Below are 17,060 nucleotides of genomic sequence, written 5' to 3'. Positions count from 1 at the left end.
ATTTTTTTATTTTGGATGGTTCAGTACTCCAAACTTTCAAAGCTTGCATATACATTTTCGACTCTCGGATTAATGCTTTGGTCCATGGGTAATACAGCTGATTTAATCGATGAGATAGTGATACAGCCTTACTGGGTAAGTATTTATTTTGAAGATTCATGCAGAACCAGCGGCATGCTTTTAACTTCCTATGGTTTATTTAAAACGATGCGCTTTATACAAAGTATTAATAATCGATTAGCGCGTGAGCTAATTATTGACGATTTAACCAAGGTACATAACAGACGTTATTTTTATCAGCACGCTAAAGATGCTCAGCACTCACCTTACGTTATTTTAATTATCGATATAGACCACTTTAAAGCAATTAATGATGAATTTGGTCATGATGTTGGTGATGTAATGCTTAAAGAACTAGCAACTAAATACGACAATGCTTTTACGCACCAAAACAAATTTGCTCGCCTCGGTGGTGAAGAATTTGGTGGCTACTTGCCTACAAATAATATGACGCAAGCATGTGATTTTTCGCAGCAATTAATTGACCTTGCGCACACCATAAATGTTCAAAATTCTCGCCACTTAACAGTAAGTATAGGTGTTGCAATGCAAACGCCTAATGAGCCTTTAGATAAAGTAGTGAAGCGCGCTGATCAAGCTTTATATTTAGCTAAGAAGAGTGGCCGAGATCGTTTTGAAATTGCCCCGTAAGCGTTTTTAATTATATAAAAACACGTCCTTATTGTTTGCACATTTACTACACTTTTTAACGTTTTCGTAAGGAAATGTCAGTGAGGGTAATGCTTTGTAAATCATGAAATTAAAATAGAATGTTTGGGTCATAATGGGGATATTAATAATAAGGAATAACCTTAATGACCAACTCCCTTTTAAAAGCTGCATTACCCTTAAGTCTAATTACTATTTTGTCGGGCTGCGGCTCTGATGATAGCTCAAGCTCTACAGGTTACATCCAATTGTATAACGGCTCTTACAATAGCCCATACACACGTTTGTTTGTTGAAGAAACAGAACGTTCAGGCGCTGATTTTGCCGATGTAACTACTCGCCATAACTACAGCACAGGCACTTATGATGTAAGTTTTGAATACCTAGATGCTAACGACAGCTATATAACAATTAGCGACCAAGAAATTTCTATTAAAGGTGATAAAACACAGTTAGTAGTAATGAGCGGCAACTTTGATGAGCCTACATTTACAGAGCTTAGCGTACCTATCACAAGCGATACGGGTGAGTTTAACTTAGGGTTTTATAATATTGCAGGGGAGGATACTAACTACGATATTTACTTAGCAACAGATGATGGCGTATTTGAAAGCGCGACACTTTTTTCATCGGCTCAATATTTAAGTGAGTTAGATCTACAAAGCATTGATGAAGGCTATTACACTATTTACATAACAGAAGCGGGCAGCAGTGATGTTGTGTACGAGTCGTCATCTGTTTATTTATACGATGAAGCAAGCTATGTAGCAATGATCCGCCCAAGTTATGCTACAGAAGAAGGCGGTATTACGCTTGATGTAGTAACCGATAATAACTACGTTACTGAGCTTAAACATCAATCTGCCCTGGGGCAATTACGTTTTATAAATACGGTTGATGACTACTCGCCAGTAAGCTTTTCTGCTACACGCGGTACAACTGTAAACACAACAAATACAGTTGCTAGTGACTCTTATACCGATTATGTTGAACTTTCGCCTAATAGTTACAGCGTAGCGATGTACGACGAAGAAGGTACAAAACTAGCTGATAACTTTTTAATGACGCTAGAGCGTGAGCAAAGTGCGGTGGGTATTTTTTATAACGACGTTGATAACGGTTTACGTATGTTGAGCGTTGAAGAAAACCTAACACCAAGTAGTTACAGCCATACGGTATCGGTTGTAAACCTAATTGAAAGCTACGCAGGGCAATCGGTTTCAGATGTAGATGTGTACTTTACACTTAACGGCGAAACGGTAGACGACACCAGTAACGTAGTCGATGGCCTAGATAAGTATGACCAAGAAGAGCAGGTTGTAGATAACGAAATTTACACGGTTTATGTTGTATATGAAGATAATGGCCAGCAAATTGTGCTTATTCAGCAAAGCGATATGGACTTTACACAAGAGGGTAACTACATATTGATTTTAGAGCATGATGAAACAACAAGCTCAGGTTATAAAATGACCCTAGAGCGCACTATTACCGATAGTGTTGAATAAATCTAAACATATTAAGTAGCATAAAGCCTAAGCACTTTAAGTACTTAGGCTTTTTTATTGAACAAAATTTACCTACTCATTAATAATTAGGTACACTCAGGGCATAATAATTAATAAGAGTGTGCCATGGATGATTTAGTTGGGTTAGCCGTCATAGTAATACTGGTTGTAGTTGCCGGTGCTATTTGCGGCTTAATAGCGCTAGTGCAGTTAAATGGATTAAAACAAGAAGTTGCTGTTTTAAGGGTCAAAATAACACATCTACAAACACATAAATCGATATCGCAAAGTGAACCTCAAAGTGAAGCATCTACGGCTCAGGCAGCGCTTTCAAGATCTGAGCCAATTGCTCATAAAGCACAGCCAAACTTAACGAGACTGTAGAATAACTCCAACAGCCAAATTCAATTAAAAAAGCGAGCTCCTGTAGTTAACTCTAAGCGTTTTTAAAGCATTAGGTAATGCATTTGGAACCCATAAAACAGGCTGTTTTTCTTAAAAATGAGTAATTCTACAGCCTCAACGCCCCAAAGCGTGTCGCCACCTGTAATAAATCAGCTATCAGCGCCTCCTAAAAAAGCCAAACCAGCTGAAGCATCAGCCATAGAATTACTATTTAATAAATTACGCGCAGGGTTTGAAGAGAACTGGATGACCTGGATAGGCGCAATAGCGCTTGCGTTTGGGGGCATGTTTTTAGCTAAATACAGCCTAGAAGCTGGATTATTATCGCCTGTAATGAGGTTGAGTTTAGGTGGCTTATTTGGGCTTGGCCTAATTGCAGCCGCAGCTTATTTACACCATAAACGCATTGTATTTGAAGGCTTTAATAATTACATACCCGCAGCGCTTGCAAGCGGCGGGTTTATTACCTGTTTTGCTTTAACGCTTTTAGCTTACAGTAGCTACGATATGCTTAGCCCTACCGTGGCATTTTTTGCGTTAGCTATTATAGCAATTAGTGCAAGCGCGATGGCGCTTAGGTTAGGCCCGCTATTGGCCGTGCTTGGTATTATTGGCGCTTACAGCGTACCAATATGGGTTAGCACTGGCAGTGGTAACTTGTTTGCGCTGTTAATGTATATTGGCTTTGTAAGTTTGTCAGCCGCGTTAGTTGCACATAAAGTACAGCGAGCTTGGTTGTGGTATTTATTATGGGCAGGGCATATTGGTTGGTATTTAGTTGGTTTTACATTACTTAAAATTAATACCGTTTGGTTAATGGGGGCATTTGCTTTACTTAGTATTATTGGGTTAATTGCTATACCGCGCTTAGGTCTAAAACTGAATGTTATTGAACATCGCCCGCACAGTTTAAAACGCTTAATTAAAGTGCTTCCAGATCATGCATTATTACTCGCCTTTATGGCGCCCTTAATATTTACCATGCTAATAAGTCACTTTGATATGCAGTGGCAAACAATCGGCGTGTTGAGTATTGTATTGGTGTTGTTTTTAGTCCTTAAAAATAGCCGTTGGGATGTTTGGCAGGGCGTAGCGTTAGTTATTTCAACACTATTAGTGATAGGCGCTCAGCGCACGCATCTTTCGCCAAACCTATTTGATGACGCCCTCTTTGTATTCAAAAATGAATACGGTTTGGGTTTATTACTCGGATTGTTACTTACCGCTTTTGGGCTTTATTACGGTAAAAAACAGATTAAGCGTTTAGCGTTTCATATTACGGGAGCATTTAGTGTATTTGTAATGATAGCGACTTTATATACGCTTATTCCTAATTCCGCGTTAAGTACTGCATATCCACTTTGGGCCGTTGTATTGTTTGTAGTCGCCGCTATTTTAATAAAGCTCGCGCAACATAATACAACGCTATTTCAGCGTTTTACTTATTGGGTAGGCGCTAATGCCAATATTACGTTAGCAATTACCATGCTACTAAGTGACAGCGGCCTAACCATTGCTCTTGCTGTACAAGTATTACTTATAAGCGTACTTATTAAACGCTATAGCGTGCCTATGCCACATTGGCCTATAAAAGCCTTGGTTGCTGCGTTATTACTGCGCCTTACGCTTTCACCTTGGACGCCAAGTTACGATGCACTCACGGTATTTGGTTTGCATTGGAGCATTGTGGTTTATCCGTTATGTATTGCGTTATTTTTTGCCGCAGCTAGGTGCTTTAAAGCATCTCAATTAAAAGTATGGTTAGAAGGTGCAGCCCTTCATTGTTTAGCACTTTTTATTACAACCGAAACAAGTTATCAGTTAGTAGGGCATTATCCGCAATTTGATTCACTTAACTTTTACGAACAAATACTCCTTACCTGTAACTGGCTGGCATTAGGGTGTGTGTATTTACACAGAGCAAAACTTGCCGGTACTTTAGCTAAGTTATACCAAGTGGCGGGCTTTGCACTTGTAGGGTTAGCAGGGCTTTTTGCTATTAAAACACTGCTTGACGACAACCCATTATTTGAATCACTTTACATAGGTGAGCTGCCAATATTTAACTGGTTATTACTATTGTGGTTAGTACCTGCAGGATTAACGCTTTGGCTGGCCAAGCTTGTAAAACCAATAAACGCTAAAGCTACGCCATTTATATTGGCCGTTGCGGGTGGGTTTATATTATTGGCAATAAACAGCTTTATTCGCCAATACTGGCAAGGGCCTTATATTTACTTATCAAAAGGCGCAAGTAATGCAGAGCTTTATAGCTACTCTGTTATTTGGTTAGTAATGGGGGCGGGTACTGTTATTTTTGGTCATTTAAAAAACCAGTTATTAATACAAAAAGTAGGCTTAGGCTTACTAGCTGCAGTTATTGTTAAAGTGTTTTTAATTGATATGGCTAACTTGGAGGGCTTACTTAAAGCGCTTTCGTTTATTGGATTAGGACTTTCGTTGGTGGGGTTAAGTTGGTTGTTCCAAAAGCTTAGAAGCCGAGTAAATTAGGTGTAGCTTTTATGCCTCTTGTAGAGCCGATTTTTGCTGCTGTACTTTCTAAAAAGCAGTTCAACGAGTAGGTAAAGCGTTTTCTGCAGCGCTGTTTTCTTACGGAGCAAGCTATTTGGCCTATACTCAATATCGAGTTTATTACGCAATCGTTAAATTTAAAATGCGTGCTATAAACTTGGGCTAAAGTATCTTGATGGCAAAGGTGGTTTATTTCTATGATTAACGAGTTGTATTTTTAAAGGCAAAGTAAAGCTCTGCGTTGAATCAATAAATAATTGTTTAAACTTAAGAGTACTGGTCAGAACCATAAGCTTAAATAAGGCCAGAAGCGAAGATAATCTGGCCTTATATTAAAACCGTTAACCTATTTCAGATGGAGTAACGTTCCAGTAAGAATTAGCAGTACTAGTAGGGGGAACTATCTTTATAGCTTTGTTTCAAGTTCAGCTACCACCACCATTATTTTTTCTATTTTCCCATCTCTGTAAAGCTCAAATTCTATTTCTTTACCGGGCTCTGTATTACCTATTTCTTCCAGCACTTTTTGTGGATTTGCTACCGAAAGCCCTGCAATTTTAATAACAATATCTTGCTCTTCAATACCCGCTTGCCATGCTGGTCCCAAAGGGTCTAAATTAGTAATACGCATGCCAGTAACTGGGGTTAGGCTGTCGTTTACTTCTTTACCGGTACTATCTACTGCTGTGCCTTCAAAGCCTAAATAGCCGCGCACAACACGACCATGACGAATGAGCTTACCCATTACTTTTTTAGCAAGTGAGTAAGGGACTGCAAAGAATATTCCTTGAATATTCAAGTTCTCACGCGTTTTAAACTGCGCAGAAGTAATGCCGACTAAATCACCATTGGAGTTAACTAATGCGCCGCCAGAGTTGCCCACATTAATAGCCGCATCCATTTGCAATAAGTTATTGTACGGACTGTCTGTAATTTTTTGCTTACCCGTTGCGCTAATAATGCCTTGCGTGATTGTTTGGCCTAAATTAAGCGGGTTACCTATGGCAAGTACAACATCGCCTACACTGGATACATAGCTATCATTTACAGGAATTACCGGGAGGTGATCTGCATTGATTTTAAGTAAGGCTAAATCAGTAATAGTATCAAAACCAATTAGCTGTACATCAAAAAAGCGTCTGCCATCGGTTAGAATAACCATAATTTGATCTGCATTATTAACAACATGGTAGTTGGTAAGAATGTAACCGTCTTGCGACATGATGACGCCAGAGCCTAGCTCTTGTACCGTGTTTTTTCTTTTATAACGAGGTTCTTTGGAAATACTTTCTGAAAAAATAGTAACCACAGAAGGCGCTGCTCGTTTAACTGCATCAGAAAAACTCAGGTGACTCGAACTCATTGCGCTTGGCAAGGGAACATTTGGAAGTAAAGCCGCTCGCATATTAGGGCTGAAAAAAACCACTAAAAAAGCAATACTTAGGCCTGCAAATAAAGGGGGAAGAATAAATTTTATTAGTTTCAGCACGATTTTCTTATTATGTAAGTGAGCAATCTCTTTATGATGACATAAAAAAAATAACAGCGGCAAGTGCCACTGTTATTTTTATTACATTAATAGTGCTATTTATTACTGAATTAAAATAAATATAGACTCACGACCACGTTGCACGCCAAGTACTATATTACCTTTTGTACTGTCGATGATTTTATTCATGTCGCGAATTGTTTCTACTCGTTGACGATTCACTTGCATAACAATATCGCCTTCTTCAAGGCCAACACGGGCAGAAGGTGAACGAGGATCTACAGAAGTAACTTCAACACCTTTATTACTGTTTTTTTGTACATTTTCAAGTGTCGCGCCTTGGAATGCAGGATGGAGTTCTTCACCGGTCGCTGTAACACCTGATGCACCATCAAGGGTTACTTTCACTGTTTTAATTTTACCATCGCGGTAAATGCCTAGTTTTATCTCACGGCCTTCACCTAGCGTAGCAATTTTGCTGCGTAGTTCATGAAAGCCACTAATGTCACCACCGTTAATGCTAACAATAACGTCACCTGCTTTTATACCTGCTTTACTTGCAGCAGTGTCGTCCATTACTTGCATTACATAAGCACCTTGTTTGACATCAAGTTGCTGTGCTTTTGCAAGTCCTGCATCAAGTGGACGACCAGAAATGCCTAACGAGCCTCGACGCACTTCACCATGTTCAATAATTTGATCGACTAGATTTTTCATCATATTAGATGGAATCGCAAAACCAATACCCACGTTGCCGCCAGAAGCACCTAAAATAGCGGTATTAATACCAATCAACTCACCATTAAGGTTAACTAAGGCACCGCCAGAATTACCTTGGTTAATAGCTGCGTCGGTTTGAATGAAATCTTCGTAGCCCTCAATGTTTAAACCACTTCGACCAAGGGCACTAACAATACCTGATGTAACTGTGTGGCTAAGGCCAAATGGGTTACCAATAGCGACAGCAAAGTCACCCACTCGTAAATTATCTGAGTTTGCGAGTTTGATTTCAGTTAAGTCATCAGCGTCTATTTGTAAAAGAGCGATGTCTGATTCTGTGTCAGTACCAATTTTAGTAGCTTCAAATTCACGGCCATCTTCGAGAGTAACTACCATTTTTTCGGCGTCTTGGATTACGTGGTTATTAGTCACTACATAGCCCTCATCAGCATCAATAATGACCCCTGAGCCTAATCCACTAAATTGGCGTTTTTGACTGCGAGGCTGTTGCTGTCCAAAAAAGTATTCGAGAGGATCTGCACGGCGGCGTACTTCTTTAGAGCCTGAAACTTGGATACTTACAACACCAGGAGATATTTTCTCTAGCATGGGGGCAAGAGTGGGTAGTTGTTGACCATTTACTGCAATTGGCATTTTTGCATAAGACGCTACAGGGTTCATTAATAAGCTTGTAGATAAAATAGCTGCGCTGATAAGTGATAATTTCATTTTCATTTTCATAGTCAGGGGTAACTCCACTTAAGAAAAGCAAAAACAAAAAGGGCTACTTTAAAAGCAGCCCTTTTTGGTTTATTAAGATAAAACAACAAAGCTGTTATATCTAAAGACTATGGGGTCTAAAAAAAGTTCATCAAGATACTTTAGAATGTTCTGAAACTTTATTTTGACCAGCAAATAAACCAGATTCACCCGATACATAATCAGCTGGTTGTGCTGCGGCTGAAGAACGATCTGAACGACGCTCTTTTAAAGACGCTTGTAGCTGTTCTGTTGTTTCTTTAGAAAAATAAGGTTCTGCTGGTGCTTTATTTCTATCTTCTAGAAGAAGTTGGTTTGTTTCTTCAACGTGACTAAGCAGTTGATCATAGTTTTCTTTCATTTTATTTACGAGCTTGCCAGTATTCGCTAAATGATCAGCTACATCTTGACGATACTGCTCTAACGCATTTTCAGCTTGCTCTGCCTGCTCTTTTAATTCATCTTGTTTGAATTGTTTTTTAGTAACAAATGCGCCAATAAAAAATGCTACAACAGCAGCAATAACAATTAAACCTACCCACATAACTGTGCCCATAAAAACTACCCCTTTGGGAAAATAACTAACGAATGCCGATTCAATTATAAATCATACTAAGTGTAATATACCCCGAGTTATGATGCGTGTTAATATGCTTTGCAAATTAAACTGTGTTTTAACTGTAAATAGATATGACTCCTTGGCAAACATACCAACAAGACTTAAAGCGAGATGACTTTGTACACGACGCAGCACAAGAAAATGCTGTGCGCCATTTACAACGTCTATACGATGACCTAACTCAGGCAAAGCCAAAACAAAAAGGTTTTTTTGCTAAGTTATTTAGTAAAGATGAACCTGCGCCTATAAAAGGTTTGTACTTTTGGGGTGGAGTAGGGCGTGGTAAAACTTATTTAGTTGACACTTTTTACGAATCACTACCGGGCACACGTAAAATGCGCGTGCACTTTCATCGATTTATGCACCGAGTGCATAATGAGCTTAAAAAACTAAACAATACGGCTAATCCATTAGAAAAAATAGCCGACACTTTCAAAGCTGAAACAGACATAATTTGTTTTGATGAGTTTTTTGTTCAAGACATTACCGATGCTATGTTGCTAGGTGGCTTAATGGAAGCGCTATTTGCACGGGGTATAGTACTTGTTGCTACATCTAATATAGTGCCTGATGAGCTTTACAGAAATGGCCTGCAGCGTGCACGCTTTGTCCCTGCTATAGAACTGGTTAAGCTCAATACAGAAATAGTTAATGTAGACTCAGGTATTGATTACCGGTTACGCACTTTAGAGCAAGCCGAAATTTTTCATAGTCCGTTAGATGAAGATGCAGATAAAAACCTATTTGAATACTTCGATAAGCTATCGTCAGAGCCTGGACAATTAGATGAGCCGATAGAAATAGAAGGGCGAAAAATCAAAACGCGAAAAGTAGCTAAATGCGTGGTGATGTTTGAGTTTAGTGAATTGTGCGAAACAGCGCGTAGTCAGGTTGATTACATGGAGATTAGCCGTTTATATAATACGGTGATTATTTCTAACGTAAAACAGCTTGGGCAAACTAATGATGATGCCGCTAGACGCTTTATTGCTTTAGTGGATGAATTTTACGAGCGCCATGTAACTTTAATTATATCGGCTGAAAAACCTATTACCGAACTTTATACCCAAGGTAATTTAAACTTTGAATTTAAGCGCTGTATAAGCCGTTTGCAAGAAATGCAGTCTCTAGAGTATTTAGCTAGAGAGCATTTGGTTTAAATAAGTAGGTAAAAGTGTAATAGGTTAGCCATTAAAAATAAGAGGTGCATATATAGTACTTCTTATTTCTAAAATTTCTTGTGGAAAAAACAACCGGCGAGTAGCAATGTGTTTTAAGTGCTGGTATACTCCCGCGTCTGCCACGTTGCGTTCTATGCCCTCATATAGTCTAGCCACTTGTGAGCGGCGCAAAAGTCTAAAACTCGAAGGGGTTATAGCAAACTTAGAGCAGTAGTTAATATTAACTACTTGTGGTTTTAATTGAAAAACATTGGATTTTTATAAATGAAAACGTTTGTTGCTAAACCAGAAACAGTAAAACGTGACTGGTACGTAGTTGACGCTGAAGGTAAAACTTTAGGTCGCATCGCTACTGAAATCGCTCATCGCCTACGCGGTAAGCATAAAGTTGAATATACACCGCACGTAGATACTGGTGATTATATCATCGTTATCAACGCTGAAAAAGTTACTGTAACTGGTAACAAATTCAAAAACAAAGTGTACTATTCACACTCTGGTTTTCCAGGTGGTCTTAAGTCTACTACTTTTGATAAACTTCAAGCTGCAAAGCCTGAAATGATCATCGAGAAGGCTGTTAAGGGCATGTTGCCACGTGGTCCTTTAGGCCGCGCTATGTACCGTAAACTTAAAGTTTACACAGGTACTGAGCACAACCATGCTGCACAACAGCCTCAGGTTCTAGACATTTAAGGAGCACCATCATGGCAAATCAATACTACGGTACAGGTCGTCGTAAAAGTTCAAGTGCTCGCGTATTCTTACGCCCAGGCACTGGTAACATCGTAATCAACAAACGCTCTCTAGAAGAGTATTTTGGTCGCGAAACAGCACGCATGGTTGTTCATCAAGCTCTTGAGCTAGTTGATATGACTGAAAAATTTGACCTTTACATCACCGTTTCTGGTGGTGGTACAACTGGTCAAGCTGGTGCTATCCGTCATGGTATCACTCGTGCACTTATGGAGTTTGACGAATCATTACGTTCACAACTTCGTAAAGCAGGTTTTGTTACACGTGATGCACGTAAAGTTGAACGTAAGAAAGTGGGTCTTAAGAAAGCGCGTAAGCGTCCACAGTTCTCAAAACGTTAATCTGTACGTTATCAAGAATTCAAAAACCCAGCTTATGCTGGGTTTTTTGTTTTCAAATCAAAATGTTTACATTTGCAACTTAATATAAAGTTATTTATATCGACGGTGATACTGGGTGATTGCAGCAATTAATGATGATCAAATTGATTAATAACTGCGTATTAATCAAACGAAAGTTAAAAAACACTCAGATAGCTGCAAAAAAGTTAAATAATTATCGTAATTAGTTTAAATCCATCAGTTAATTGGTGGAATTTTTTGCTACAATTGGCATTGAAGTAAAATGAGTGAGTTTAACCGCACTATGTACAGTTTTTACTGTTTCCTCTTAGTGGTGTTGATCTTGGTCAGTATATTGTTTTTACAGAAGCGTTATTATAGTCGTTCGGCTTTATTCTCGAGCTTACTTAATCAAATTTTGATCAAGTTAGTTTTATTCGAGCATAGGGCTTTGAATAACCTTGTTTTAATCAAGGGTTTTAATTATGATCGCTTCTATTTTAAAAATTCGAATAATTAACCTGCTGTAACTGATGTTCTCAATATAGCAAGTGTTGAGAATCATAGTGGAGATAAGTGGATGAGCAATGCGCCTGTAGACAATGGCCGACGTCGCTTTTTAACCATAGCTACCTCTGTTGTAGGTGGTGTTGGTGCGGCTGGGGCTGCTGTTCCTTTTATTGCGTCTTGGAATCCAAGTGAGCGAGCTAAATCTGCGGGTGCGCCTGTAGAAGTAGATATCAGCAAACTTGAACCGGGACAATTAATACGTGTCGAGTGGCGTGGTAAACCTGTATGGGTTGTATCACGGACCCCAAAAATGCTTGAGCAAATGAAAGAACATGAAGGTCAACTTCGTGATCCGCATTCGCAAGAGCCACAACAATTAGAATCATCAACAAATGATTACCGTTCATTACGTCCAGAAATCTTTCTGGCTGTAGGTATTTGTACGCATTTAGGGTGTTCACCGGGCTTTTTCCAAGGTAACTTTAGTGAGAAAGTTGAAGGAACCGATGATGGCTTCTATTGCCCATGTCATGGTTCTAAATTTGATATGGCTGGCCGTGTATTTCAATCGGTACCTGCTCCATTAAACTTAGAGATACCACCTTATACTTTTCTTGATGAGACCACTATTTTAGTGGGCGAAGAAAAAGGGGCAGCCTAATGTTTGGTAAGATTATTGGTTGGATAGACGACCGTATCCCAATGACACGTGTTTGGAACATGCATATTGCACAGTATCCAGCACCTAAAAACTTTAACTTCTGGTACTTTTTTGGCTCATTAGCCATGTTGGTACTAGTAAACCAAATCCTAACGGGTATTTGGTTAACGATGAACTTTGTTCCGTCTTCTGAAGGCGCATTCGCTTCAGTAGAATACATCATGCGTGATGTAGAATATGGCTGGTTATTACGTTACTTGCACTCAACCGGTGCATCAGCGTTTTTCATCGTTGTATATATGCATATGTTCCGTGGCATGATCTACGGTTCTTATCAAAAACCACGTGAGTTACTGTGGTTATTTGGTATGTTTATTTTCTTAGCGCTAATGGCTGAAGCATTCATGGGGTATTTATTACCATGGGGGCAAATGTCGTTCTGGGGTGCACAGGTAATCATCTCCTTATTCGGGGCTATTCCGGTTATTGGTGATGACTTAACACTTTGGATCCGTGGTGACTATGTAATATCAGGTGCAACGCTTAACCGCTTCTTTGCATTACATGTAATTGCACTACCACTGGTTATTGTAATCTTAGTTTTCTTACACATTGTTGCTCTACACGAAGTGGGTTCAAATAACCCTGAAGGTATTGAGATTAAACGTAAGAAAGGCTCAGTAGCTGAAGAAGATAAGCCTAAATTTAAATTTCATGAGTATTACACTGACAAGAAAGATATTGTTGATGCGATACCGTTCCACCCTTACTACACAGTTAAAGATATTGTGGGTGTGGTTGGTTTCTTAATATTGTTCTGTTGGGTTGTGTTCTTTATGCCAGCGATGAATGGCTTCTTTTTAGAAGGTCCAAACTTCGAGGCAGCTAACCCACTTAAAACACCTGAGCATATTTTCCCGGTTTGGTACTTTACGCCATTCTATGCAATCTTACGTGCAATCCCTGATAAGTTAATCGGTGTTGCGGCGATGGGTGCATCGATTGTGGTACTTGCGTTACTACCTTGGGTAGACCGTGGTAGAGTTAAATCGGTTCGTTACCGTTGTGGTTTCCATAAATGGAACATTGCAGGTTTTGTTGTAACTTTCGTTCTTCTAGGTTGGGTGGGTGCAACTCCGCAAACTGATATGAAAACGATTATTTCTCAAATCTGTACTGTGACTTACTTTATGTTCTTCGTACTGTTGTTTGTATACAGTAAGAACGAAAAAACTAAGCCATTGCCAGAGAGGTTAACGAAATGATGAAGAAGCTTATTATTGGTTTATTTGCTTTATCAGTAAACTTGTTACCGAACATGGTTATGGCAGCGGGTCCATCGGTTCCTTTAATGGAAGCGAACAACGACCTTACTGATCAACCATCTTTACAACGCGGTGCAAAGTTGTTCATGAACTACTGTCTTGGTTGTCACCAAATGCAGTATCAACGTTATGAACGTACTTTTCGTGATATCGGTATCCCAACAGAGGTTGGTTTAGAGCAGTTGATTTTTGACGGTTCTAAAGTAGGTAGTCATATTACTAACGCGATTACAAAAGACGATGCAGCGAAATGGTTTGGTGCGGCTCCGCCGGATTTAACTCTAATTGCTCGTGTAAAATCACCAGATTATATTTACACGTACTTAAAATCGTTTTATAAAGATGAATCTCGCCCGTTTGGGGTTAACAACATTGTTTTCCCATCGGTAGGTATGCCTCACGTTCTTCAAGAACTACAAGGTTTACCAACACCTATCACTAAAGAAGTAGAAGAGCATGGTCACACTGTGACTAAAGTTATTGCTACTGAAACAGATGGTACGGGCGAATTAAGCGTAGATGAATACGACCAAGCGGCTCGTGATTTAACAAACTTCCTTGAGTACGTGGGTGAACCTTCACGTCTTGAATCGGAAGCGCTAGGTATTAAGGTAATAGGATTTTTAATTATCCTGTTTATCTTGGCATTTATGCTTAAGAAAGAATACTGGAGAGATGTTCATTAGGTTGAACATTTTTAAAGGTAATTTTGCAATAGGGGCTTAAGCCCCTTTTGCTGTTTTAGTTATTTAATGGAGGTATAGGCATGGCCGTAGCTGCCAATAAGCGCCCTGTAATGACCCTTTTTTCTGGTGCTAACTGTATGTATAGCCACCAAGTACGTATTGTACTTGCGGAAAAAGGTGTAAGTGTAGATATTCATTTGGCTGAAAAAGATAACTTGCCAGAAGCACTTCACGAAATTAACCCTTACGGTACAGTGCCAACACTGATTGACCGTGAGCTTGGTTTATACCAGGCAAACATCATCATGGAATACCTTGATGAACGTTTTCCTCATCCTCCACTAATGCCTGTTTACCCGGTAATGCGTGGTCGTAGCCGCTTAATGATGCACCGTATTGATACTGATTGGTACAGCCTAGCTGACAAAATCAGTAACAACACGTCTGATGCTGCTCAAGCTCGTAAAGAGCTAACAGAAGCATTGCTTGCTGTAGCACCTATTTTTAGCGAAGCACCTTACTTTATGAGTGAAGAGTTTAGCTTAGTAGACTGTTATTTAGCTCCACTATTATGGCGTTTACCAGAGTTTGGTATTGAGCTTAATGGTGCAGGTTCTAAAGAGCTTAAAGAGTACATGATCCGTTTATTTGAACGTGAGTCATTCCAAGCCTCTTTAACTGAAGCTGAGCGTGAGATCCGTTTATAATGACGCCTAATCGTCCTTATTTATTACGTGCTTTTTTTGATTGGATAGTCGATAACGAGTGTACACCGCATTTAGTGGTAGACGCTGGATTTGCAAATGTACAAGTGCCAACACAATTTGTTCAAGACGGACAAATTGTTTTAAACATAAGTCCATCAGCGGTCACACAGTTTTCGTTAGACTTAACCCAACTTAGCTTCAGTGCGCGCTTTGGTGGTCAGCCAATGCAAGTGTATGTACCTCTAGGTGCTGTGCTTGCAATATACGCGCGTGAAAATGGCGAAGGAACAGTCTTTACCGCAGATGAGTTTTTAGAGGACGAAGACGATTTTGTGCCAGAGCTTGAAAGTGTTGATTCATCAGCTGAGTATATTGATGAAACACCACCAGAAAAGCCTGAGAAGAAAAAGGGCTCTCATTTACGCGTTATTAAATAATAAGTAAATGCCAAAAAAAACCGCTGAATAAGCGGTTTTTTTATGTCTGTAATAACTCATTAAATTTTATAGTCATTGAATTAGAAAATTAATCTTCTTAACTATAAATTATCACCAGAGTTGGTGAGGTTACATATATTCAAATACTTTAATCACACGCTCTACGCCAGATACATTACGGGTAATATTTACAGCTTGAGTTGACTCAGAGTCAGACACTAAACCCATTAAAAAAACTTCAGCATTTTCTGTCACTACTTTAATGTTATTACTGCTAATGTCTTTTGCTGTTAGTAGCTGGGCTTTTACTTTAGAAGTTAGCCAAGAGTCATGAGTTTGTGTAGTAATGCCAATATTTGAGCCAATACGAATTTGGTTATGTATTTTACGAATACCTGAAACGCCTTCAATGGTACGCTGTGCTTCGTTTCTCATTTCTTCATTTGCCACTTGGCCAACAAGTAAAACAATACCATTAACGCTTACAGCGCTTACGTTGGCAAACTTTTCAAGGCGTTCTACTTCGCTAAGTGCAATACTGGCTTTTATTTCAATATTGTTATCGTCAATTTGAGAGCCAATGGTACGACGGTCGTTCGCTGCAGTTACTGCACTGGCTGTACCTGCAATAACAGCGGCTGCGCAGCCTTGCAGTAATACAACAGTACCTAAAACAATAAGAGAGCGTTTAAACATAATTTTCATCCTGAGGGAAAAGCGTTAAATCAACAAGTTCGCTTAAACAATGTAAGTTAACTAAATGGGATTCGATAATGCGGCTAGGGCGTTTAGATGGCGATCTAATTTCAACATCGTTAGGTCCAAGTAGGCCTACTAACTCGCCACCATCATCACCAACCATAACTATGACCTTCATATCTTTAGTTAGTGCAGCTTCAACGGCAGAAATAACATGTTTTTCGTTACCGTTTATAGCCAGTACAAGCAGTAAATCACCTTGCTGGGCAAAAGCGCGGACTTGGCGAGCAAATGTATCGTGATCGTCTACTTGAGTACTTTGTCCAAGATTAACGTTTTCTTGCGATAGAGCAATTGCAGGTAAGCAGGGACGTTCGGTTTCATAATGATTAACCAATACACCCGCTATATGCTGAGCTAGCATGTGGCAATTTGCAGTACCGCAGCAAATGAGTTTATTTCCGTTGATCAGACTTTGTGCAATAGTAAATGCAGCTGACTCAAGCGCACTAGGTAGCACTTCACCAGCAGCGATTTGAACTTGAATGCTTTCTGTAAAAATTTCTTTAATTGTGTCTTGCATAGCCTACCAATAATTTATCTTTGTATTTGCGTTTAAAATACATTTTTAAGCCAATTAATATTAGGAGATGCTTCTCCTGTAATGGCTACATAATCAATTCTTAGTGCTTGGTTAGTTAAATTTTTAGCTGCTAAGTAATGATAAATACTACGTTTTAATCGAGCTTGTTTTTGCGGGCTAAGCGCATAGTTGGCACCGCCACGGGCATTATTTTTACGAAACTTAACCTCAACGAATACAAGGGTATCGCCTTCTTTCATAATGACATCAAGCTCACCAAAGGGGCAGTAATAATTACGTTCAATGGGTGTTAACCCTTGAGTAGTTAAGTATTTTTGCGCTTCAAGCTCATAATACTGGCCTTTTTCGCGACTATTGTGCCACAGCTCTTTAAACCACGACATGCCGCCCCCTTA

Annotated in this window: 18 protein-coding genes; 12 read left to right on the top strand and 6 right to left on the bottom strand. The window is 39.4% G+C overall.

Annotated features, from left to right (window positions below):
• Positions 1-84: 84 nt before the first annotated feature.
• The 4 genes from GQR54_RS07600 (at position 85) to GQR54_RS07585 (ending at position 5,153) form a co-directional block, all read left to right on the top strand.
• Positions 85-711: a GGDEF domain-containing protein gene (locus tag GQR54_RS07600; RefSeq protein ID WP_346766076.1), complete on the top strand. Its 627-nt coding sequence runs from the start codon at positions 85-87 to the stop codon at positions 709-711.
• Between the two features lie 164 nt (positions 712-875).
• Complete coding sequence (locus tag GQR54_RS07595; RefSeq protein ID WP_166377034.1) at positions 876-2,237, top strand: hypothetical protein; 1,362 nt, start codon at positions 876-878, stop codon at positions 2,235-2,237.
• 126 nt (positions 2,238-2,363) lie between these two features.
• Complete coding sequence (locus GQR54_RS07590; RefSeq protein WP_166377033.1) at positions 2,364-2,621, top strand: hypothetical protein; 258 nt, start codon at positions 2,364-2,366, stop codon at positions 2,619-2,621.
• Positions 2,622-2,738: 117 nt separating this feature from the next.
• Positions 2,739-5,153 (top strand): DUF2339 domain-containing protein, encoded by a 2,415-nt coding sequence (locus GQR54_RS07585; RefSeq protein WP_240918905.1) that lies wholly within the window; start codon positions 2,739-2,741, stop codon positions 5,151-5,153.
• A 427-nt stretch (positions 5,154-5,580) separates the two neighbouring features.
• Here GQR54_RS07585 and GQR54_RS07580 read toward each other — a convergent pair whose 3' ends face one another.
• The 3 genes from GQR54_RS07580 to GQR54_RS07570 all read right to left on the bottom strand — a co-directional run bounded on the left by GQR54_RS07580 (position 5,581) and on the right by GQR54_RS07570 (position 8,698).
• Positions 5,581-6,663, bottom strand: a complete 1,083-nt coding sequence (locus tag GQR54_RS07580; protein ID WP_166377032.1) for a trypsin-like peptidase domain-containing protein — start codon at positions 6,661-6,663, stop codon at positions 5,581-5,583.
• A 102-nt stretch (positions 6,664-6,765) separates the two neighbouring features.
• Positions 6,766-8,118: a Do family serine endopeptidase gene (locus tag GQR54_RS07575; RefSeq protein ID WP_166377092.1), complete on the bottom strand. Its 1,353-nt coding sequence runs from the start codon at positions 8,116-8,118 to the stop codon at positions 6,766-6,768.
• A 136-nt stretch (positions 8,119-8,254) separates the two neighbouring features.
• On the bottom strand, positions 8,255-8,698 hold the full coding sequence (locus GQR54_RS07570; RefSeq protein WP_007580324.1) for a YhcB family protein: 444 nt from the start codon (positions 8,696-8,698) through the stop codon (positions 8,255-8,257).
• 134 nt (positions 8,699-8,832) lie between these two features.
• On the opposite strand from GQR54_RS07570, the gene zapE reads away from it, so the two are divergent.
• The 8 genes from zapE to GQR54_RS07530 all read left to right on the top strand — a co-directional run bounded on the left by zapE (position 8,833) and on the right by GQR54_RS07530 (position 15,362).
• Positions 8,833-9,921, top strand: coding sequence for a cell division protein ZapE (zapE, locus tag GQR54_RS07565; RefSeq protein ID WP_121953721.1), 1,089 nt, complete (start codon positions 8,833-8,835; stop codon positions 9,919-9,921).
• Between the two features lie 285 nt (positions 9,922-10,206).
• Positions 10,207-10,635 carry a 50S ribosomal protein L13 gene (rplM, locus tag GQR54_RS07560; protein WP_007378318.1) on the top strand — a complete coding sequence of 143 codons (429 nt, stop codon included), beginning with the start codon at positions 10,207-10,209 and terminating at the stop codon, positions 10,633-10,635.
• An 8-nt stretch (positions 10,636-10,643) separates the two neighbouring features.
• Positions 10,644-11,036 (top strand): 30S ribosomal protein S9, encoded by a 393-nt coding sequence (gene rpsI / locus GQR54_RS07555; RefSeq protein ID WP_024590200.1) that lies wholly within the window; start codon positions 10,644-10,646, stop codon positions 11,034-11,036.
• Between the two features lie 580 nt (positions 11,037-11,616).
• On the top strand, positions 11,617-12,207 hold the full coding sequence (gene petA, locus GQR54_RS07550; protein WP_007580333.1) for a ubiquinol-cytochrome c reductase iron-sulfur subunit: 591 nt from the start codon (positions 11,617-11,619) through the stop codon (positions 12,205-12,207).
• Positions 12,207-13,472 carry a cytochrome b N-terminal domain-containing protein gene (locus tag GQR54_RS07545; RefSeq protein WP_007580335.1) on the top strand — a complete coding sequence of 422 codons (1,266 nt, stop codon included), beginning with the start codon at positions 12,207-12,209 and terminating at the stop codon, positions 13,470-13,472. The genes petA and GQR54_RS07545 overlap by 1 nt, the downstream gene beginning before the upstream one ends.
• Positions 13,469-14,218, top strand: a complete 750-nt coding sequence (locus GQR54_RS07540; RefSeq protein WP_002957964.1) for a cytochrome c1 — start codon at positions 13,469-13,471, stop codon at positions 14,216-14,218. The genes GQR54_RS07545 and GQR54_RS07540 overlap by 4 nt, the downstream gene beginning before the upstream one ends.
• Positions 14,219-14,298: 80 nt before the next feature.
• Positions 14,299-14,925: a stringent starvation protein SspA gene (sspA, locus tag GQR54_RS07535; RefSeq protein WP_002957965.1), complete on the top strand. Its 627-nt coding sequence runs from the start codon at positions 14,299-14,301 to the stop codon at positions 14,923-14,925.
• Entirely contained in the window at positions 14,925-15,362 is a 438-nt protein-coding gene (locus tag GQR54_RS07530; RefSeq protein WP_024593995.1) for a ClpXP protease specificity-enhancing factor, read from the top strand. The genes sspA and GQR54_RS07530 overlap by 1 nt, the downstream gene beginning before the upstream one ends.
• Positions 15,363-15,491: 129 nt before the next feature.
• Here the strand turns inward: GQR54_RS07530 and dolP are convergent, their stop codons facing one another.
• From dolP to GQR54_RS07515, 3 genes are read right to left on the bottom strand one after another with little or no spacing between them, the layout of a single operon-like run.
• Entirely contained in the window at positions 15,492-16,058 is a 567-nt protein-coding gene (dolP, locus tag GQR54_RS07525) for a division/outer membrane stress-associated lipid-binding lipoprotein (RefSeq protein WP_166377031.1), read from the bottom strand.
• Entirely contained in the window at positions 16,051-16,644 is a 594-nt protein-coding gene (locus GQR54_RS07520) for an SIS domain-containing protein (protein ID WP_166377030.1), read from the bottom strand. The genes dolP and GQR54_RS07520 overlap by 8 nt, the downstream gene beginning before the upstream one ends.
• A 32-nt stretch (positions 16,645-16,676) precedes the next feature.
• The gene (locus GQR54_RS07515) at positions 16,677-17,048 is read right to left on the bottom strand and encodes a YraN family protein (RefSeq protein WP_166377029.1); all 372 of its coding nucleotides are present in this window, start codon (positions 17,046-17,048) and stop codon (positions 16,677-16,679) included.
• Between the last annotated feature and the right edge of the window lie 12 nt (positions 17,049-17,060).

Origin of the sequence: Pseudoalteromonas sp. Z9A4 (assembly GCF_011378845.1) — a bacterium.
In the GTDB taxonomy this organism is placed as follows: domain Bacteria; phylum Pseudomonadota; class Gammaproteobacteria; order Enterobacterales; family Alteromonadaceae; genus Pseudoalteromonas; species Pseudoalteromonas arctica.
This window is presented reverse-complemented; position numbering and strand designations above follow the sequence as displayed.